We start from the raw sequence: 18,776 nt of genomic DNA on the forward strand, positions 1-18,776 counted from the left end.
TGGATAAACCATATAGAATATAGATGATGAGCCAAAGGTAGAAAAACTTTAACTTAACAGAAAAGGCAATGGATAATTAAAAAATGGATGATTATAAAGCTTTTACAAGCTTTTAATAATTATCCATTATCATAGTGTATGCTAAAGCCGTTATTGTTTTAGCATCAATTATTTCACCGCTTTTAATCATATTCTTAACTTCTTCAAGAGTAAAAATTTCTACTTCTGTAAACTCATCAAAATCTTCATGTTTTTTTGATAGAGAAAGATTTGTTGCTTTATAAATATAGAGTAATTCATCACAATATCCAGGAACAATAGCAACAGTTCCAAGATGAAATAATGAAGAAGCTTGATAACCTGTTTCTTCTTCTAGCTCTCTATAAGCACAATTTTCAGGAGATTCATCAGAAGATAATTTTCCAGCAGGAATTTCATAAATGACCTTATCAATAGATTTTCTAAATTGTCTTATTAAGATTATGTGATTTTCATCTACAAAAGGAATTATTCCACAAGCACCAGGGTGTTTAATAATATCTCTGTTAGCTTCATTGCCATCAGGCAGTTGAACTTTTACCTTAGTAAATGTTAGATAATCACCTGTATAGACTATTTCTTCACTTAACGTTTTTTCATAAAGATTCATGTAAAAAGACCTCCATAAAATTATATAAAGATTATATCATGTTAGAAAAAATAAGGATATAGAAAATACTCCAAAAGTAAATGTAAAATATGTTGCTATATTTGGGGAAATAGATATAAAATAAATCATAAATATAAAAACGAAGGATGGTGCATATGAAAGTTATAATTATTGGTGGAATTGCGGCTGGAATGAGTGCTGCTGCAAAATTAAAAAGAATGTCACCTAATGATGAGGTAATAGTATATGAAAAAGGAGATATAGTTTCATTTGGAGCTTGTGGACTGCCATATTATGCAGGTGGATTTTTTGATGACTCTAATGAAATGATAGCAAGAACTGCTGAAGAATTTAGAAAAACAGGAATAAACTTATTTACTAATCATGAGGTTTTAGAAGTAGATTTTGATAATAAAAAATTAAGAGTAAAAGATTTAATTCAAAATATGATTATTGAAGAGAGCTATGATAAGCTGATGATTGCTAGTGGTGCTTCAAGTATAATTCCACCTATTAAAGGAATAGATTCAGAAAATGTTTTAACACTTAAATCAATGGATGATGGTAATAAATTAAGAGCATTAATGGAAAATGAAAACTTAAAAAGAGTTACAGTAATAGGTGCAGGATTTATTGGTGTTGAAGCCGTAGAAGCAGCTAAAAAGAGAGGAAAAGAAGTAACAGTTGTTCAACTACAAGATAGAATTTTAGCAGAGGTTTTCGATGAAGAAATAACTAATTTATTAGAAGAAGAAATCAGAAAGCATGATGTTAATTTATTATTAGATGAAACTGTTATGGAAATAACTACAGCTGGTAAAGTAACTAATATTAAGACTAATAAAAGAGAGTTTGAAACAGATATAGTTATTGTGGCTACAGGATTTAGGCCAAATACTGCTTTTGTGAAAAATGAAAAATTAGAAATGCTTAAAAATGGTGCAATAGTTGTTGATAAGTATGGAAGAACTTCAATAGAAGATGTATATGCAGCTGGAGATTGTGCAACAATCAATAGTGTAATAACTAATAAGCCTGTGTATGTGCCATTGGCAACTGGTGCTAATAAACTTGGAAGAATTGTTGGAGAAAACTTAGCTGGTGCCAATAATGAATTCCAAGGTTCTCTTGCATCAAGCTGTATAAAGGTTATGGATATGGAAGCAGCTAGAACAGGACTTTCTGAAAAAGAAGTTAAAGCTTTAGGATTTGATTATAAGACTAAGTTTATTACTGATATGAATCATACTAGCTATTATCCAGGACAAACAAAGATATATGTTAAACTAATTTATGATGCTCATACAAAAGTTATTTATGGAGGGCAAGTTGCAGGATACAAAGATGCAGTTCAAAGATGTAATGTAATAGCTACATGTATATTTGCTAAGATGACAACTGCACAATTAGGAATGCTTGACTTAAGTTATGCACCTCCATTCTCAAGAACATGGGATGTATTAAACGTAGCAGGTAATGTAAGTAAATAAAAAGTAGTAGTTAGTATTAATTAATTATTTTAGTATCTGTTATATGTACAGTTGTTTTCTTTCATTGAATATTCATAAAATTAAATATAAAGAATTAAATAATTAATAAAAACAAATAATAAATATAAAGTAAGAATGTTTAGTTATATTAGTTCGAAAGGTGATTATATGATGAAAGAAGGTACAATTAGAATAATTCCACTTGGTGGATTAGGTGAAATAGGGAAAAATATCACAGCCATAGAATATGAAGATGAAATAATAGTAATAGATTGCGGAATAGCTTTTCCAGATGAAGATATGTATGGAGTGGATTTAATAATTCCAGATATAACTTATTTAGTCAATAATAGAAAAAAAGTTAAAGGATTCTTTTTAACCCATGGACATGAGGATCATATAGGAGCTCTGCCATATATACTTAAACAGTTAAATGTTCCAGTATACGGGACAAAACTCACATTAGGTTTAGTAAAATCAAAATTAGAAGAGCATAATATTTTAAATGAAAGCACTCTTATAAATGTTGAAGCAGGAGATATGGTAGCCTTTGATAAGATAAAGATAGAATTTATTAGAGTTACTCATAGTATTGCTGATTCATGTGCATTAGCAATATATACAGAAGTAGGTACAATTCTACATACAGGAGATTTTAAAATTGATTATACTCCTATTGATGGTAAGGTAATAGATCTCCAGAGAATTTCTAATTTAGGTAATGAAGGGGTTTTGTTATTGATGGCAGATAGCACAAATGTTGAAATTCCTGGATATTCGCCATCAGAAAAATCAATAGAAAAGACTTTAAATACTCTTTTTGCCAATAGTAAAGGAAGAATTATAGTTGCTACATTTGCATCTAATATTCATAGAATGCAGCAAATAATACATTTATCTCTTAAGTATAAGAGAAAGGTATCTTTTAGTGGTAGAAGTATGGAAAATATATCAAATGTAGCAAGAGAGTTAGGATACTTACATATACCAGATACAGATATAATAAATTTGGATGATATATCTAAATACTCCAATGAACAAATAACAATAATAACCACAGGAAGCCAAGGAGAGCCTATGGCAGCACTGGCAAGAATAGCTTTTTCAAGCCATAGAAAAATTAGCATAGAGCCCAAAGATACATTTATTATTTCTGCATCCCCCATACCAGGAAACGATAAATTGATATCTAAAGTTATCAATGAATTATTTAGAAGAGGAGCAGAAGTTATTTATGATGATCTAGAGGAAGTACATGTGTCTGGTCATGCTTATAAAGAAGAATTAAAGATGATTCATACCATAGTGAAACCTAAATACTTTATGCCAGTACATGGTGAATATAGGCATTTAAAGCATCATGGAGATTTGGCTGTAGATATGGGAATGCCTAGAAAGAATGTCTTTATTTTAGAAACAGGTCAAGTTTTAGAATTAACTAAAGATAGTTGTAAAAAAGATGGTAAGGTAAGAGCAGGGGCAGTATATGTAGATGGACTAGGAGTAGGTGATGTTGGCAATATAGTACTTAAAGATAGGAGAAATCTAGCACAAGATGGTATGGTTATAATAGTAGTTACCATAGAAAAAGAGACGTTAAGTATTGTTTCAGGACCTGATATTGTTACTAGAGGATTTGTATATGTTAAGGAATCAGAAGAGCTGATAAAAGTTGTAAAATCATTAGCAACAGAAGAGTTAACAAAGTGTTTAGATAAGGAAATAATTGAATGGTATGTATTAAAGGGCAATGTAAAGAGAACTGTAGAAAATTATATTTATGATAGAACTAAAAGAAGACCTACCATTATACCTATAATAATGGAAGTATAATCAATGATAAGGAGTGAAATATTTAAGAAAGATATCTCACTTCTTTTATTTTTAGGTTATACTAGATAGATGAAAATATATTTAATGAAGAGGTAAAGATAGTGGAAAATGGATTTGAAAAATATAAAATAAGTGAAGAAATTAAGAAATCTATAGATGCTATGGGGTATAAGAATCCTTCTGATGTGCAGAAAAGAGTTATTCCTGAAGCATTAGAGGGTAAGGATATAGTGGTGAAATCACAAACAGGTAGTGGAAAGACAGCAGCTTTTGCCATACCAGTATGTGAAAAGGTAATATGGGATAATACTAAGCCGCAAGCCTTGGTATTAACGCCTACAAGAGAACTTGCCATACAAGTTAAAGAAGAAATTCAGAGCTTAGGTAGATTAAAAAGAATAAGAGTGGCAGCTATATTTGGTAAACAGCCTTTTTCAGAGCAGATAAGAGAGTTAAAGCAAAGAACTCATATAGTGGTAGGTACTCCAGGTAGGGTGATTGACCATATTGAAAGAGGGACATTTGACATAACAGGTATAAACATCTTAGTAATAGATGAAGCAGATGAAATGCTAAATATGGGCTTTGTTGATCAGGTAAAATCTATTGTTTCAAAACTTAATGATAAAAGACAGACAATGTTATTTTCAGCAACAATGCCAGAGGAAATTCTAGATTTAAGTAATAGTTATATGAATAATCCTGAAAATATTGAAATTAAGGCTCAAAAGCTGATAACTGATAAAATTACCCATGAGTTATATAAAATAAATGAAGAAGATAAATTAAATGAACTGCGTAAGGTATTGATAAAAGAAATACCAGAAGGGGTAGTTGTGTTTTGTAAAACAAAGGAAAATGTAGATAAAGTAGCAGAAAATCTTAAGAGAAAAGGATATTCAGTTGATAAGATACATGGTGGAATGATGCAAAAGGATAGAATGGCTACCATGGAAAGATTTAAAAAAGGATTCTTCAGAATACTTGTGGCTACAGATATTGCAGCAAGAGGAATCGATGTTGAAGGTCTTACTCATGTAATTAATTATGATCTTCCAGTGGAAAAAGAAGCATATGTACATAGAATAGGGAGAACAGGAAGAGCAGGATCTAAAGGAAAGGCCATAAGTTTAGTAAATCAGTATGAAGGTAGACTTTTAGGGCAAATCCAAGAGTACATAGGCTTTGAAATTAATGAGATTGAGCCAATATCAAATAATGAAATAAGAGAAAAAGAAGCAAGTGCCAACAAGCTAAAAACAAATCCTAAGGCTAAAAAAAATAAGACTAAAGAAGTAGAAAAAGCAATCACTAAGATATATTTAAATGGTGGTAAGAAAAAGAAAATAAGAGCAGGAGACATAGTTGGAGCTATTTCGAGAATTGATGGTGTTAATTCAGAAGATATAGGAATTATTGATGTACAAGATATTGCTTCCTATGTGGATATATTAAACGGCAAAGGTAATAAAGTTCTAAATGCTTTAAAGGATATGACCATAAAAGGAAAGAAGCTTAGGGTAGAAAGAGCCAAGAAATAATTATGAATTAGTTAGAGAAAAATAAAGAAGCTAAAAATTTTCAGCTTCTTTATTTTTAGGTTATATGAAAAATTTATTGACAGTTTATTGGAATAAGTATAGAATTTAAGTAAGTAAACAATTTCATGAATATTTTTTTATATACTTTATTAAAATAATTAACAAAGGTTTATGAGGTGGAGATATTGATAAAGGGTAGCTTTGAATTAATGAAACAATTAAATATTTCCGTTGTTTTAAAAGCTGTAATGGGTAATGGAGCTTTATCAAGGGCAGATATTGCAAAGATTACAGGACTGACTCCCGCCACCATAACCAATATTACGAAAGAGCTAATGGAAAGAGGATATCTAGTTCAAAGTAGGATTGGTGAATCAAGTGGAGGAAGGCCACCTATAATCTTAGAATTAGATCCAAATGCTCGCTATATAATAGGTGTTAGCATTGGAGTTGGAAAAATAGAAGTAGTAATAAGTAATATTATAGCTGAGATACTAATTAAAAAATCAGTGGATTTAGAAAATCAAGATAGAAATAAAGATAATGTATTATCAATAATAGTAAATTTAGTAAATGAGATAATAGATGAAAGTGGTATCCATAAAGAAAAGATTATAGGTGTGGGGATTGCTATGCATGGTATAGTAAATTCTTATACAGGTATATCAGAATATTCTCCTTACTATGGTTGGAGAAATATAGATATAAAAAAGGAGTTATCAGAAAAAATAGAGTATCCTATTTTCCTTGATAATGATGTGAGGGCCATGGCTTTAGGAGAAAGTTGGTTTGGCATAGCAAAAAGCAAGGAAAATTTCATAGTGATTAATGTTTCCAATGGTATTGGAGCAGGAATAATTATAGATAATAAACCTTATTATGGAGTTAATTTTAGTGCTGGTGAAATTGGACATATTTCCGTAAGAAATGATGGAAGAAGATGTAATTGTGGAAATTATGGTTGTTTAGAAACAATTTCTTCTAATAATAGTATAGTAGAAAAAGTAGTAGAGTTATTAAAAAATGATTTTCAAAGTATCTTATTAAAAAAAGGTAGTATTGAAAGGATAACAATTAAGGATATATGTGATGCAGCCAAAGAAAAGGATTCTTTGGCAGTGAATGCAATTGCTGAAGCAGCTATGTATATAGGAATGGTAATTTCTAATTTGATTAACATATTAAACCCAGAATATATAATAATGGTTGGTGAAATATTTAAAGATAATTCTCATGCAATAGAGATTATTGAAGAGGAAGTAAGCAAAAGAGCATTAAAGCTTTCGGCTGAAACTGTGAGGATTACAAAATCTTCATTGGGAGAAGATGCAGCAACCATAGGTGCTGTAACTTTAGTTATTAAAGAATTGTTTGAAGGTGAAAAAATAGTTTTTAATTAAATAATATATGGTATTTAGAACATGGAGGAACAAAAATGGTGAATGTGGCATATGAAATTGAAAGATTAATTAAATTTGCAGTTAGGAAGAAAATGATAACAGTATGGGATATAATTCCTGTAAGAAATTCATTAATGGCTGTTTTAAACGTTGAAGAACCTTTTCAGGGAGAAGTAAAGGATGATGCTCGTGAAACTCCTGTAGAAATATTAGAAAATATTTTAGATTATGCTTATGAAAAAGGAATAATTGAAGAAAATACAACAACTTATAGAGATTTATTAGATGCTAAAATAATGGGATTAGTTATGCCTACAGAAGGACAAGTTGTTAAGAAGTTCTATGAAAAGGCGGAAAAGAATAGTATAGAAAAAGCAACAGATTGGTATTATGATTTAAGTAAATCATCAAATTATATAATGACTGAAAGAGTAAATAAAAACTTATGGTGGCTTGCACCAACAGAATATGGTGATTTAGAGATAACTGTAAATTTATCTAAGCCAGAAAAAGATCCAAAGGAGATAGCTAAGGCTAAGCTGATGAAAGCAGCTACATATCCTAAATGCCTTCTTTGTGTAGAAAATGTAGGGTATCAAGGACGTTTAAATCATCCAGCTAGACAAAATCATAGAGTAATACCTTTAGAGCTTCAAAATAAACAATGGTATATGCAATATTCACCATATGTTTATTATAATGAACATTGTATAGTTTTTAGTGGAAAACATGAACCAATGAAGCTTACAAAAGATTCCTTAACTAGGCTTGTTGAGTTTATTGATAAATTCCCACATTATTTTATAGGATCTAATGCAGATCTTCCAATAGTAGGTGGCTCAATACTTACTCATGATCATTATCAAGGTGGAAGACATAAGTTCCCAATGGAAATGGCAGCTATTGAAAAGACTTATACAAATCATAAATTTGAAGATGTTGAGATTGGAACTGTAAAATGGCCAATGACGGTAGTGAGATTAAGTTCTAATAATAAGGATAGAGTAATAAATGCTGCAATGGAGATATACAATAGTTGGAAGGGATATTCTGATGAAGAAAATGATATTTTAGCATATTCAGGAGATGTTCCTCACAATACAGTTACGCCTATTGCTAGGAGAAATGGTGATGCTTATGAAATGGATATAGTCTTAAGAAATAATAGAACTACTGAAGAATATCCAGATGGAATATTCCATCCTCATGGGGAACTTCATCATATTAAGAAAGAAAATATTGGGTTAATTGAGGTTATGGGATTAGCAGTATTGCCAGGAAGATTACAAAATGAATTAGAATTAATAGCAGATTTATTATGTGACAACACTAAATATAATAAAGAAGAAGCATTAAATAACCCAGCATTAGATAAGCACGTTCCATGGATAGAAGAGCTTATAGAGCAAAATAGAAATGTCTCGTTAGAAGAAGCTAGAAGAATAGTGAAAGAGAGTGTTGGACAAATATTTAGTAGAGTTCTTGAAGATGCAGGTGTATTTAAGAGAACTGAAAAAGGACAAAGGGGACTTGAAAAGTTTATAACTGAAAGTATATATTAATGATAAGTGCAGCAAAAAGCTGCACTTTTTTTCAGTGGTAATTGAAAATGGATAATTTAGTTTAAAAATAAGCATACTAAAGATAATACTAAAGATTTAGGGGGTATGCGTAAGATGAAGTTAACTGATGATTTAAAGAAAAATATAGAAATCATTGAGAAAAATCTAAATGTAGGAAATACATTTGATATGCTAGCAAGGATAGTAGATGTTCATAATACCAAATTTTATTTATATTATTTAGATGGTTTTATAAAGGACACTAATTTAGAATACGTACGAAGAGATATGTATAATTTAAAAAAAGAACATTTCAACAGTATAAAAAGTGCCAATGAATTAATTGAAAAGGCTTTGAGCTCCATAGAAGCAAGTACTGATGATGATGTAGATAGCCTTGTTAAAGCAGTATTAAGCGGTCAGACCATAATGCTTGGACCATGGAAAGAGGCTATAGTTCTAGATTTTAGAACATATCCTGCAAGAGGTATTGATGAACCAAATAAGGAAAAGGTATTAAGAGGGGCACATGATGGATTTGTAGAAACAATTGTATTTAATACAGCATTAATTAGAAGAAGGATAAGAGATCCTCATTTAGTTTTTGAAATGCATAGTATTGGTAGTATATCAAAGACAGATGTAGCTGTGGGATATATTTCTGACAAGATTAAGCCAGACGAATTAAAAAAGATAAATGATATGATTGAAAACCTAAATATTAAGTCACTGACTTTAGGTGATCAAAGCTTTGTTGAATCAATAAATAGTAAAAGTTGGGTTACACCATTCCCAAAGATAAGGTATACTGAAAGGCCAGATGTTGCAGCAGCACAGCTAGTAGAAGGAAGTATAATCATAATAATAGATAATACCCCATCCATATTGATTTTACCAACTACAGTATTTAGCTTTTTACAATCAGTAGATGATTACTATCTTCCTGTACTTACTGGTAATTACTTAAAGCTCATTAGAATAGTGGTGCTTATTGCAAATTTATTTTTAACGCCTGTATATGTATTATTAACAGATAATCCAAGCTGGCTAATGAATTTTGCAGGAGGTTTTTTTAGTTTTCTATTACCAAAGGACTCATATAATATACCTATATTTTTTCAATTTATTATTGGTGAATTTGCTATTGATGGATTGAAATTGGCATCGCTTAATACACCAGATTCATTAGGTACTTCATTATCGATAATTGGTGGACTTATATTAGGAGATTATGCTGTCCAGACTGGATGGTTCACACCACAAACTATTCTTTATATGGCAATAGTAGCACTTACTAGCTTTGTTCAACCAAGTGTGGAGTTAAGTTATGCATTTAAATTTACTAGGTTAATACTTCTTTTATTAACAGGAATTTTTGGTACATTAGGTTTTATTGCAGGAATAATAATAAATACAATAATAATAGCTACAACTAAGACAATTACAGGTGATTCATATCTTTATCCATTAATACCTTTTGATAGAGCAAAATTATTAAAGCTTATCTTTAGATGGAAGAAGGAAGTAGATAATAAATAATTTTGTTAAATAATATAGAATTTTGTTGAATGACATATAATCTTGACGAATGGGCATTAATAATATATTCTAAGATGTATATGATTATTAGAAGGGGGTAAAGATTGTGAGTGAAAGTAAATTATCTATAAATACTATCGTAGCTATAGGTATAGGAGCAGCGGTATTTATAATTTTAAGCCGTTTTGGTTCTATTCCAACATTTATACCAAATACCAATGTTGAAACAGTATATGCATTCTTAGCATTAATGGCTGTAATTTATGGACCAGTTGCTGGATTATCAATTGGACTTGTTGGACATTTATTAAAGGATTTAATTCTTTATGGTTCACCTTGGATAAGTTGGATTATTGCTTCAGGAATAGTTGGATTAGTAATAGGATTATCCAAAAAAAGACTTAATCTTGAAGATGGTGAGTTTGGAAGAAACAAAATAATAGTATTTAATATATATCAAATAATAGCAAATGCTATTGCATGGTTATTAGTAGCACCGGGATTAGATGTGCTTATTTATGCAGAGCCTGTCAAGAAAGTATTTGTTCAAGGGGCTGTATCTTTTGGATTTAATATATTGATGGTTGGAATACTTGGAAGTATACTTATTGCAACATATACAAAGACGAGAGTTAAAAAGGGAAGCTTACATAAAGAATAGAAATAAAAGGCAAAGAAATATGTTTTTCTGACATAATTCTTTGTCTTTTTACTTTTATCATAATTAAGTTAATGACATATAGCTTAAAATATAGTATATTTGTTAGTGGTAATAAAATAAAATGGAGAAGGAATTTTGTATGAAAAAACCAGCAATTGAATTTAAGGATTTTAGTTTTCAATACAGAGCTCAAGCAAAACCTACATTAAATAATATAAATTTAACTATTTATAAAGGTGAGAAGGTTCTTATTGTAGGGCCGTCAGGTTCTGGTAAAAGTACATTATCGAATTGTATAAATGGACTGGTACCATTTTCTTATAAAGGTGAAATTAAAGGTAGTTTAAAGATAAATGGAAAAGAAACAAAGGAACTTAGCATATCTAAGATTTCAAATATGGTTGGAACAGTTCTTCAAGATCCAGATAGTCAATTTATAGGGCTGACAGTGGCAGAAGATATAGCTTTTAAATTAGAAAATGACTGTGTAGAGCAAGAAGAAATGAAAAGAAGAGTTCAAATGGTATCAAAGATAGTAGAAATAGATACTCATTTAAATAGTGCTCCACATAGATTATCTGGAGGACAAAAACAAAGAGTAACATTAGCAGGAGCTATGGTAGGAGAAGCTGAGATACTTTTATTTGATGAACCATTAGCAAGCTTAGATCCAGCTACAGGAAAAAGTGCTATTGAGCTTATAGATAAGATTCAAAAGGAAAATAAAAAAACTATAATAATAATTGAGCATAGATTAGAAGATGTATTACATTGCAATGTTGATAGGATAATTGTGGTTAATAATGGGGAAATCGTTAGTGATATAAAACCAAAAGAATTATTAAGTTGCAATTTACTAACTGAATCTGGAATTAGAGAACCTCTATATATTTCTGCATTAAAATATGCTGGTTGTGAGATAAATCCTCAGTGTAGTCCAGAGCATATAGATAAACTAAATGTTGATGTTTTCAAGGAAAAACTTGCTGATTGGTATAAATCACTAAGCAGTGAAGAAACGTCATATGATAATGAGAGTATTTTAAGATTAGAGGACATCAGCTTTGGTTACTCTAAAGAAAAGGAAATACTACATGGTGTATCTTTTGATATAAAGAAAGGTGAAATGGTTAGTATAGTTGGAAAAAATGGTGCTGGAAAATCAACTATATCAAAGCTTATTTGTGGATTCTACAAACCAACCTCTGGAAGAATTTTATTTAAAAATGAAGATATTGCAGGGCAAAGTATAAAAGAAAGAGCAGATAAAATAGGTATAGTAATGCAAAACCCTAATCAAATGATTTCAAAAGCCATGATTTTTGATGAAGTTGCCTTAGGATTAAAAGTGCGAGGTATTCCAGAAGATGAAATTAAAGAAAGAGTATATAATACATTAAAGATATGTGGATTATATGAATTTAGGAATTGGCCAATTTCTGCTTTAAGTTTTGGGCAAAAGAAGCGTGTTACTATAGCTTCTATATTAGTACTTAACCCAGAAGTGATAATATTAGATGAGCCTACAGCAGGGCAAGATTTTAAACACTATACAGAAATTATGGAGTTCTTAAGGGAATTAAATAAAAGTGGAGTTACTATTGTGATGATAACACATGATATGCACTTAATGCTTGAATATACCAATAGAGCAATTGTATTATCCAATGGAAAGAAGCTTGCAGAAGATACGGCAGCCAATATTTTAACTAATGAGAATATCATAAAAGAAGCTAATTTAAAAGAAACTTCATTATATGCATTAGCAGTAAAGAGTGGTATAGAAGACCCAAGGGAATTTGTAAGAAGGTTTATAAATTATGATAGGAGGATAAGGGGAATATGAGCGCAATGCTAGAGTATTCAGAGATAAACTCACCTATACATAAATTAACTGGAGCAACTAAGCTTATATGTCTAGTTATTTGGGCATTAGCATCGATGGTGACTTATGACACAAGAATCCTTGTTGTGATGGTTATTTGTAGCGTAGCCATATTTAAGATATCAAAGGTTGAATTTAAAACTGTATCATTTGTATTTTATTTAATTTTAGTATTTTTACTAATTAATAATATTGCTATATTTTTATTTTCACCTTTAGAGGGAACGTATATTTATGGAAGCAGGACTGATTTGTTCCATATTGCAGGTCAGTATACTATAACTACGCAGCAGTTATTTTATCAATTAAACATAACGTTAAAATATTTTGCAATAATACCTATGGCATTATTATTTATAGTTGCTACAAATCCAAGTGAATTTGCTGCATCTTTAAATAAGATAGGTGTAAATTATAAAATAGCTTATTCAGTGGCTATAGCTTTAAGATATATTCCAGATGTACAAAGAGATTATCAGGAAATATCATTTGCTCAACAAGCAAGAGGAATTGAAATGTCAAATAAAGAAAGCTTATTTAATCGTATAAAGAGTTCAGCGGCTATAATAATGCCACTTGTTTTTTCAAGTTTAGAAAGAATTGAAACCATTAGCTCAGCAATGGAACTAAGAGCTTTTGGTAATGGTAAAAGCCGTACTTGGTATAGTGGAAGAAAGTTTGAAAAACGTGACTATATATCTATATTTTTAGTAAGCATAATATTTATCGTAGCTATAATAATGACAATTAAAAATGGTAGTAGATTTTATAACCCATTTATTTAATGATGAATGATTAGAAAACTCAGCTTCTGCTGGGTTTTCTTATTGTATATTACATGAAAATTATGCAAAGGAGAAAATAAATGAAAAGATTTAAAAAAGTTTATATAGAAATAACTAATGTTTGCAATTTAAGTTGTAACTTTTGCCCTAAGACAGGAAGAAAGCTTCAATTTAGTGATGAAGAAAAGTTTAAAGAAATAATAGAAAAAGTAAAGCCTTATACTGATCATGTATATTTTCACTTAATGGGAGAGCCTCTACTAAATAAAAATTTAGCAAGATTTTTAGAGATTTGTTATGAAAATGGTTTAAAAGTAAATATAACTACCAATGGAACTTTATTAGAAAAAGAAAAAGATAGTCTTATAAATGCCAAGGCATTAAGACAAGTAAATATATCACTTCATAGTTTTGAAGCAAATAAAGTAACTAAAGAACTAGAGGAATATGTATCTGAAGTATTAAATTTTATTAATGAAGCAAAAGAAAATATTATATGTTCTATAAGGTTATGGAATATGGATAACGGAGTTTTAAATTTAAAGGGAAAGAATACTTTAAATGATGATATATTAAAAATGTTGCAAGATGGCTTGAATTCTGAAGTAAATATTAAAGAAGCTTTAAGTAATAAGCCAGGAATAAAGGTAAGTAAGAATGTTTATGTAAATAGTGCGGAAAAATTTGAATGGCCTAATATTAATAGAGAAGTTATTAGTGAAAGTGCATTTTGCTATGGGCTAAGAGATCAGATAGGTATCTTAGTGGATGGAACTGTAGTGCCATGTTGTCTTGATAGTGAAGGAAATATCCCTCTAGGAAATATATTTGAGAGCTCCTTAAAAGATATTATTAACTCTCAGAGAGCAAAAGAATTATATGATGGATTTTCTAATAGAAAGGCTATAGAAGAGTTATGTAAGAGATGTGGATATGTAACAAGATATTCAAAATAGAAGATAAATAATACAGTTTTATGGAGAATAATTTCAGCAGTACCTACTAATAATAATCTTGTTAGGAGGTGAGTATTTTGAATATTAATCCAGGAATTAAATGTAGTGTAGATAGTTGTAAGTATAATAATACAAATAAACAATACTGTACATTAGATGTCATTCAAGTAGGAACACATGAAGCAAATCCAAAACAAGTGGAATGTACAGATTGTCAGTCATTTGAACTTAAGTAATAGTATTTGTATTAAATAAAGAAGGAGTGCTGTTTAGCATTCCTTCTGAAGTAAATATTGTAAAATTATGATTAATTTAGTGAAAAAACGTTGTAAAAGCTTTATAAGATGGTATAATTAAACAGTAATAATTAATAAAAAAGATTCTGATGATAATAAATTTCTCCAAGAGTTAGAGAGACATTATTATTTAATTAATCTTTTGAAGTGGAGGAATTAATAATGGATAAGACATTAGTATGTCAAGATTGTGGAAAAGAGTTTATATTTACAGAAGGTGAACAAGCTTTCTACAAAGAAAAAGGTTTTGATAATGAACCAAAGAGATGCGTAGAATGCAGAAGAGCAAGAAAAGCAAACAACAATAATAGATAATTATTGTTTAATTAAGGAAGGCTATAATGATTATTCATTACAGCCTTTTTATTTGCAAATAAAAATATGTAATTATGATCTATTTTAGCTCTTTAAAATAACATTTTAATTTTTCTTCTTCTTCTTTTGTTAATTTATCGCCACATTTTTTCTTTTCAATTAGTTTTTTAAATTCTTCATATTTTTTATCGCCAAGTTTACATTTAAATACTGCATCTCTTAATTCAAATAAAGCTTTTTTATCACTTTCATCAAGGGCAGTTCCTTTTTTTATTTTTTCTTGAATTTCACATAATTTATTCTTTTGATCTGAGTTTAATAATTTAATATTATCTTCAGTCCAAAATTGCATATCAGGACAAACTTCTTTTTTTTGCTCCTTTTCTCCAGAATTTTTATTATCTTTGCAATCTTTTTCAGTTTCTTTCTTTTCTTTTTCACAATCTTTTTTATATTTTTCAGTTTTTTTCTTTTCTTTTTCACAATTATCTTTATGACGCTCATCATCACAAGAACATGGTAGGATATCAGCAGTATCTACTGAAGCAAAAGCTTGAGCTGTAGGCATAATTAATGTTTCGGTAGATACTAATAAAGAAATTAGCATTAAAGATAAAGATTTTTTTTTCATATAAATACCTCCTTGAAAACTTGATGTAAAACAAAAATTATATTTTCTTGTTCCACACTATAGATATAGTATGTGAACTTTAAGTGAATTTTAATATAAAAAATAAAATATTTTTTATATTAAGAATTACATTGTCTTTTTTAGATAAATTATAAATTTAACAAATGAAGCAGTAAAAAAATATAATGTATGATATAATAAAAAAATAAATGGTAAAAAAAGTAAAAATAAAATGTAGACTATAGAAACGATACTTAAAGGCATATTAGGATAAAAGAGTATGAGAGGAATAAATATTATGGAAAGTAATTATTTTGAATCAAAAGAATTTAATGAAAAGTATAATTATGATGGAGAGTTAGGGGTAATATATTCTAAGAATAGTAGCGAATTTAAATTATGGGCACCATTATCAGAAGAAGTTCAGTTAATTTTATATGGGAAAGAGTATAATAACCTAGATGCTAATAAGACTATCATAAAAATGAATAAAGAAGATAGAGGCGTATGGAGAGTTATAATAGATGAAGATTTAAATGGTGAATATTATAATTATTTAGTTAGAAATAATGGCAAAACATATGAATCAGTGGATCCATATGCAAAAGCTGTTTCCATAAATGGTGAAAAATCAATGGTAATAGATATGGAAATTACTAATCCCACGGGATGGAGTAATGATAAAAGACCTTTACTAAAAGCTGCAACTGATTCAATAATATATGAAGCTCATATAAGAGATTTGACTAAAAATGAAGCTTCAGGAGTGTTGCCAGCATTAAGAGGCAAGTATATAGGTGCTGTTTTAGAAAATAGTAAAATTAAAAATACAAGCATAACTACAGGATTTGACCATTTAAAAGAATTAGGAGTAACTCATATTCATCTAATGCCAGTATTTGATTACGGATCTATTGATGAAAGGTATGATAGTCCTGATAATTATAATTGGGGATATGATCCTCAAAATTATAATGTTCCAGAAGGGTCATACTCTACAAATCCATATGAAGGTTCAGTAAGAATTAGTGAATTTAAAGAAATGGTATATAAATTTCATCAAGCTGGCATTAGAGTAGTTATGGATATGGTTTATAATCATACCTATAATCTAGAATCTCCTTTAAACATCACTGTTCCAGGTTACTATTATAGGCAGGATCAATATGGAAATTATAGCAATGGTTCAGGCTGTGGCAATGAGACTGCATCTGAAAGGTATATGTATAGAAAATATATGATTGATTCTGTCTTATATTGGGTTAAGGAATATCATATTGATGGTTTTAGGTTTGATTTAATGGGTCTTCATGATTTAGAAACTATGAGGATAATTAGGAATGAGTTAAATAAGGTTGATGAATCAATTATTATGTATGGTGAAGGATGGACTTGTTATAATACGCCATTAAATAGTAATGAATCAGCAGTTAAAAATAATATAATAAAATTTGATGATTTACAAATTGCTGCCTTTAGTGATGATGCAAGAGATTCTATAAAAGGTTCAGTTTTTTTAAAAGAATCTTTGGGCTTTGTTAATGGAGGAGATAATTTTGAAGAGTCTATAAAATATGCAATATGTGCTTCTACAAAGCATGATGAAATAGATTTATCAAAAGTAATTTACTCAAAAGTATTTTGGGCTAATGAGCCATATCAAACAATTACTTATGATTCAGCTCATGATAATAATACTTTGTTTGATAAGCTTAGAATGTCTTGTAAGGATGAAAATGAAGAAGAAATCTTAAAAATGAATAAGTTGGCAGCAGCTATAGTGTTAACATCTCAAGGTATAAGTTTTTTGCATGAAGGTGAAGAGTTTGCAAGAGTTAAGGAAAATTTAGAAGGAGAAATTATAGAAAATAGCTATAATTCTTCAGACTATATAAATGAACTTAAATGGCTTAGAAAACAGAGATATATTGATTTGTTTAATTATTATAAAGGACTCATTAAGTTAAGAAAGGAATATAAAGCCTTTAGGATGAATAGTAATAAAGAGATACAAAAGAATATATCCTTTATGACTAAAGGTAATGAATTTAATGAAGATCATATAGTAGGTTATATGATTAATACAGAAGATTATGAGGAAAGTTATAGTAAAATAGCTGTAATATTTAATTCTAATAAGTATGATGTGGAAGTTTACTTGAATGAAGGTGGGTGGAGTGTGCTTGTAGATAATGAAAAAGCTGATAGCAAAGCTCAATATAAAATAGAAGATTCTATGGTTAAAGTTTCAGCAAGAAGTACCTACATCTTAATAAAGTAATTTCCAATTAAACAGGTTAATGATGAATAGTTAGATTTTAATACCTATTCATTATTAACTTGAATATAATAAAAGCAGGAGTGAGTTTTATGGGAATGAACATGGTGGTATATCAGCTTGTAAATGAGTATAAAAGAATTCCGGAAGTTAAGGCAATTACTTTAGCAGGTTCAGGAGCTAACGGTAGAAAAGACAATTATTCGGATATAGATATAGATATTATAGTATCAAAAGAAATTGATAATGATAGAAGAACACAGATTATTAAGAAAGTTTCAGATTATATGGAAGTAGGCAATGATTATTGGGGAGATGGTGATGAATTTCTTTTAAGAAATTCAGATATACAAGTAGATATAACATATTTTCAAATAAATTGGATAAAGGATCAAATTTCAAACATATTAGATAGAAATATTGCATGTATAGGATATACAACCTGCTTTTGGCATAACGTAAAAAATGCCGTTATTGTTTATGATAGAGATGGGGTATTTACAGAATTACAAAATAAATGTAAAATAGCCTATCCAGAAAAGTTAAAAAATAATATAGTGAAAAAAAATTATCCTATTTTAAGAAGAGGCTTTTCTTCATATTATAATCAAATAACTAAAGCTCTGAGGAGAAATGATTTAGTTAGTATAAATCATAGGCTATCAGCATTTATAGCAAGCTATTTCGATATATTATTTGCCATCAATGAAATTCCTCATCCTGGAGAAAAAAAGTTAATAGATATAATTGAAAATCAATGTAACATAAAGCCAGAAAATTTTAAAGAAAATTTAGAGAAAGTCTTTATTGAAGGTAATGATAAAATCTTAAAGAATTTAGATATAATTGTGGATAATCTAGAGGTGGTATTGAGAAAAGAAAATATTGATATATAATGATAGGCAGTATTAAGCTGCCTATCTATTTAATAGTATAATAATTAATGAAAATATTT

General features: G+C 29.2%; 16 protein-coding genes. 14 read left to right on the forward strand and 2 right to left on the reverse strand.

Annotation, left to right across the window (positions count from 1 at the left end; genetic code table 11):
- Positions 1 to 112 precede the first annotated feature (112 nt).
- Entirely contained in the window at positions 113 to 649 is a 537-nt protein-coding gene (locus tag H8R92_RS02895; RefSeq protein WP_022211658.1) for an NUDIX hydrolase, read from the reverse strand.
- A gap of 155 nt (positions 650 to 804) precedes the next feature.
- Between H8R92_RS02895 and H8R92_RS02900 the strand changes: the two genes are divergently transcribed.
- The 12 genes from H8R92_RS02900 (at position 805) to H8R92_RS02955 (ending at position 14,912) form a co-directional block, all read left to right on the forward strand.
- Complete coding sequence (locus H8R92_RS02900; RefSeq protein WP_186834676.1) at positions 805 to 2,139, forward strand: CoA-disulfide reductase; 1,335 nt, start codon at positions 805 to 807, stop codon at positions 2,137 to 2,139.
- Between the two features lie 168 nt (positions 2,140 to 2,307).
- Positions 2,308 to 3,972 carry a ribonuclease J gene (locus H8R92_RS02905; protein ID WP_022211656.1) on the forward strand — a complete coding sequence of 555 codons (1,665 nt, stop codon included), beginning with the start codon at positions 2,308 to 2,310 and terminating at the stop codon, positions 3,970 to 3,972.
- 101 nt (positions 3,973 to 4,073) lie between these two features.
- The gene (locus tag H8R92_RS02910) at positions 4,074 to 5,513 is read left to right on the forward strand and encodes a DEAD/DEAH box helicase (protein ID WP_302699431.1); all 1,440 of its coding nucleotides are present in this window, start codon (positions 4,074 to 4,076) and stop codon (positions 5,511 to 5,513) included.
- A 185-nt stretch (positions 5,514 to 5,698) separates the two neighbouring features.
- Complete coding sequence (locus H8R92_RS02915; RefSeq protein ID WP_243166564.1) at positions 5,699 to 6,913, forward strand: ROK family transcriptional regulator; 1,215 nt, start codon at positions 5,699 to 5,701, stop codon at positions 6,911 to 6,913.
- Between the two features lie 35 nt (positions 6,914 to 6,948).
- Positions 6,949 to 8,475 carry a UDP-glucose--hexose-1-phosphate uridylyltransferase gene (gene galT / locus H8R92_RS02920; protein WP_186834678.1) on the forward strand — a complete coding sequence of 509 codons (1,527 nt, stop codon included), beginning with the start codon at positions 6,949 to 6,951 and terminating at the stop codon, positions 8,473 to 8,475.
- Positions 8,476 to 8,589: 114 nt separating this feature from the next.
- The gene (locus H8R92_RS02925; RefSeq protein WP_186834679.1) at positions 8,590 to 10,014 is read left to right on the forward strand and encodes a spore germination protein; all 1,425 of its coding nucleotides are present in this window, start codon (positions 8,590 to 8,592) and stop codon (positions 10,012 to 10,014) included.
- 106 nt (positions 10,015 to 10,120) lie between these two features.
- Positions 10,121 to 10,675, forward strand: a complete 555-nt coding sequence (locus H8R92_RS02930; protein WP_022211651.1) for an ECF-type riboflavin transporter substrate-binding protein — start codon at positions 10,121 to 10,123, stop codon at positions 10,673 to 10,675.
- A 139-nt stretch (positions 10,676 to 10,814) separates the two neighbouring features.
- Positions 10,815 to 12,521, forward strand: a complete 1,707-nt coding sequence (locus H8R92_RS02935; RefSeq protein WP_186834680.1) for an ABC transporter ATP-binding protein — start codon at positions 10,815 to 10,817, stop codon at positions 12,519 to 12,521.
- On the forward strand, positions 12,518 to 13,345 hold the full coding sequence (locus H8R92_RS02940; protein WP_022211649.1) for an energy-coupling factor transporter transmembrane component T family protein: 828 nt from the start codon (positions 12,518 to 12,520) through the stop codon (positions 13,343 to 13,345). Before H8R92_RS02935 ends, H8R92_RS02940 begins: the two co-directional genes overlap by 4 nt.
- A gap of 80 nt (positions 13,346 to 13,425) precedes the next feature.
- Positions 13,426 to 14,301 carry a radical SAM/SPASM domain-containing protein gene (locus H8R92_RS02945; RefSeq protein WP_186834681.1) on the forward strand — a complete coding sequence of 292 codons (876 nt, stop codon included), beginning with the start codon at positions 13,426 to 13,428 and terminating at the stop codon, positions 14,299 to 14,301.
- A 77-nt stretch (positions 14,302 to 14,378) separates the two neighbouring features.
- Entirely contained in the window at positions 14,379 to 14,537 is a 159-nt protein-coding gene (locus tag H8R92_RS02950; RefSeq protein ID WP_022211647.1) for a DUF1540 domain-containing protein, read from the forward strand.
- A gap of 219 nt (positions 14,538 to 14,756) precedes the next feature.
- Positions 14,757 to 14,912 (forward strand): zinc-ribbon domain-containing protein, encoded by a 156-nt coding sequence (locus H8R92_RS02955; RefSeq protein WP_186834737.1) that lies wholly within the window; start codon positions 14,757 to 14,759, stop codon positions 14,910 to 14,912.
- A 79-nt stretch (positions 14,913 to 14,991) separates the two neighbouring features.
- Here H8R92_RS02955 and H8R92_RS02960 read toward each other — a convergent pair whose 3' ends face one another.
- Positions 14,992 to 15,543, reverse strand: a complete 552-nt coding sequence (locus H8R92_RS02960) for a hypothetical protein (protein WP_186834682.1) — start codon at positions 15,541 to 15,543, stop codon at positions 14,992 to 14,994.
- Between the two features lie 298 nt (positions 15,544 to 15,841).
- On the opposite strand from H8R92_RS02960, the gene pulA reads away from it, so the two are divergent.
- Together pulA and H8R92_RS02970 are read left to right on the forward strand one after the other, a co-directional pair.
- On the forward strand, positions 15,842 to 17,824 hold the full coding sequence (pulA, locus tag H8R92_RS02965) for a type I pullulanase (RefSeq protein ID WP_186834683.1): 1,983 nt from the start codon (positions 15,842 to 15,844) through the stop codon (positions 17,822 to 17,824).
- A gap of 89 nt (positions 17,825 to 17,913) precedes the next feature.
- Positions 17,914 to 18,717 (forward strand): DUF4037 domain-containing protein, encoded by an 804-nt coding sequence (locus H8R92_RS02970; RefSeq protein ID WP_022211644.1) that lies wholly within the window; start codon positions 17,914 to 17,916, stop codon positions 18,715 to 18,717.
- Positions 18,718 to 18,776: the final 59 nt, after the last annotated feature.

The sequence above is a fragment of the Clostridium lentum genome (assembly GCF_014287815.1).
Lineage (GTDB): Bacteria > Bacillota > Clostridia > Clostridiales > Clostridiaceae > Clostridium > Clostridium lentum.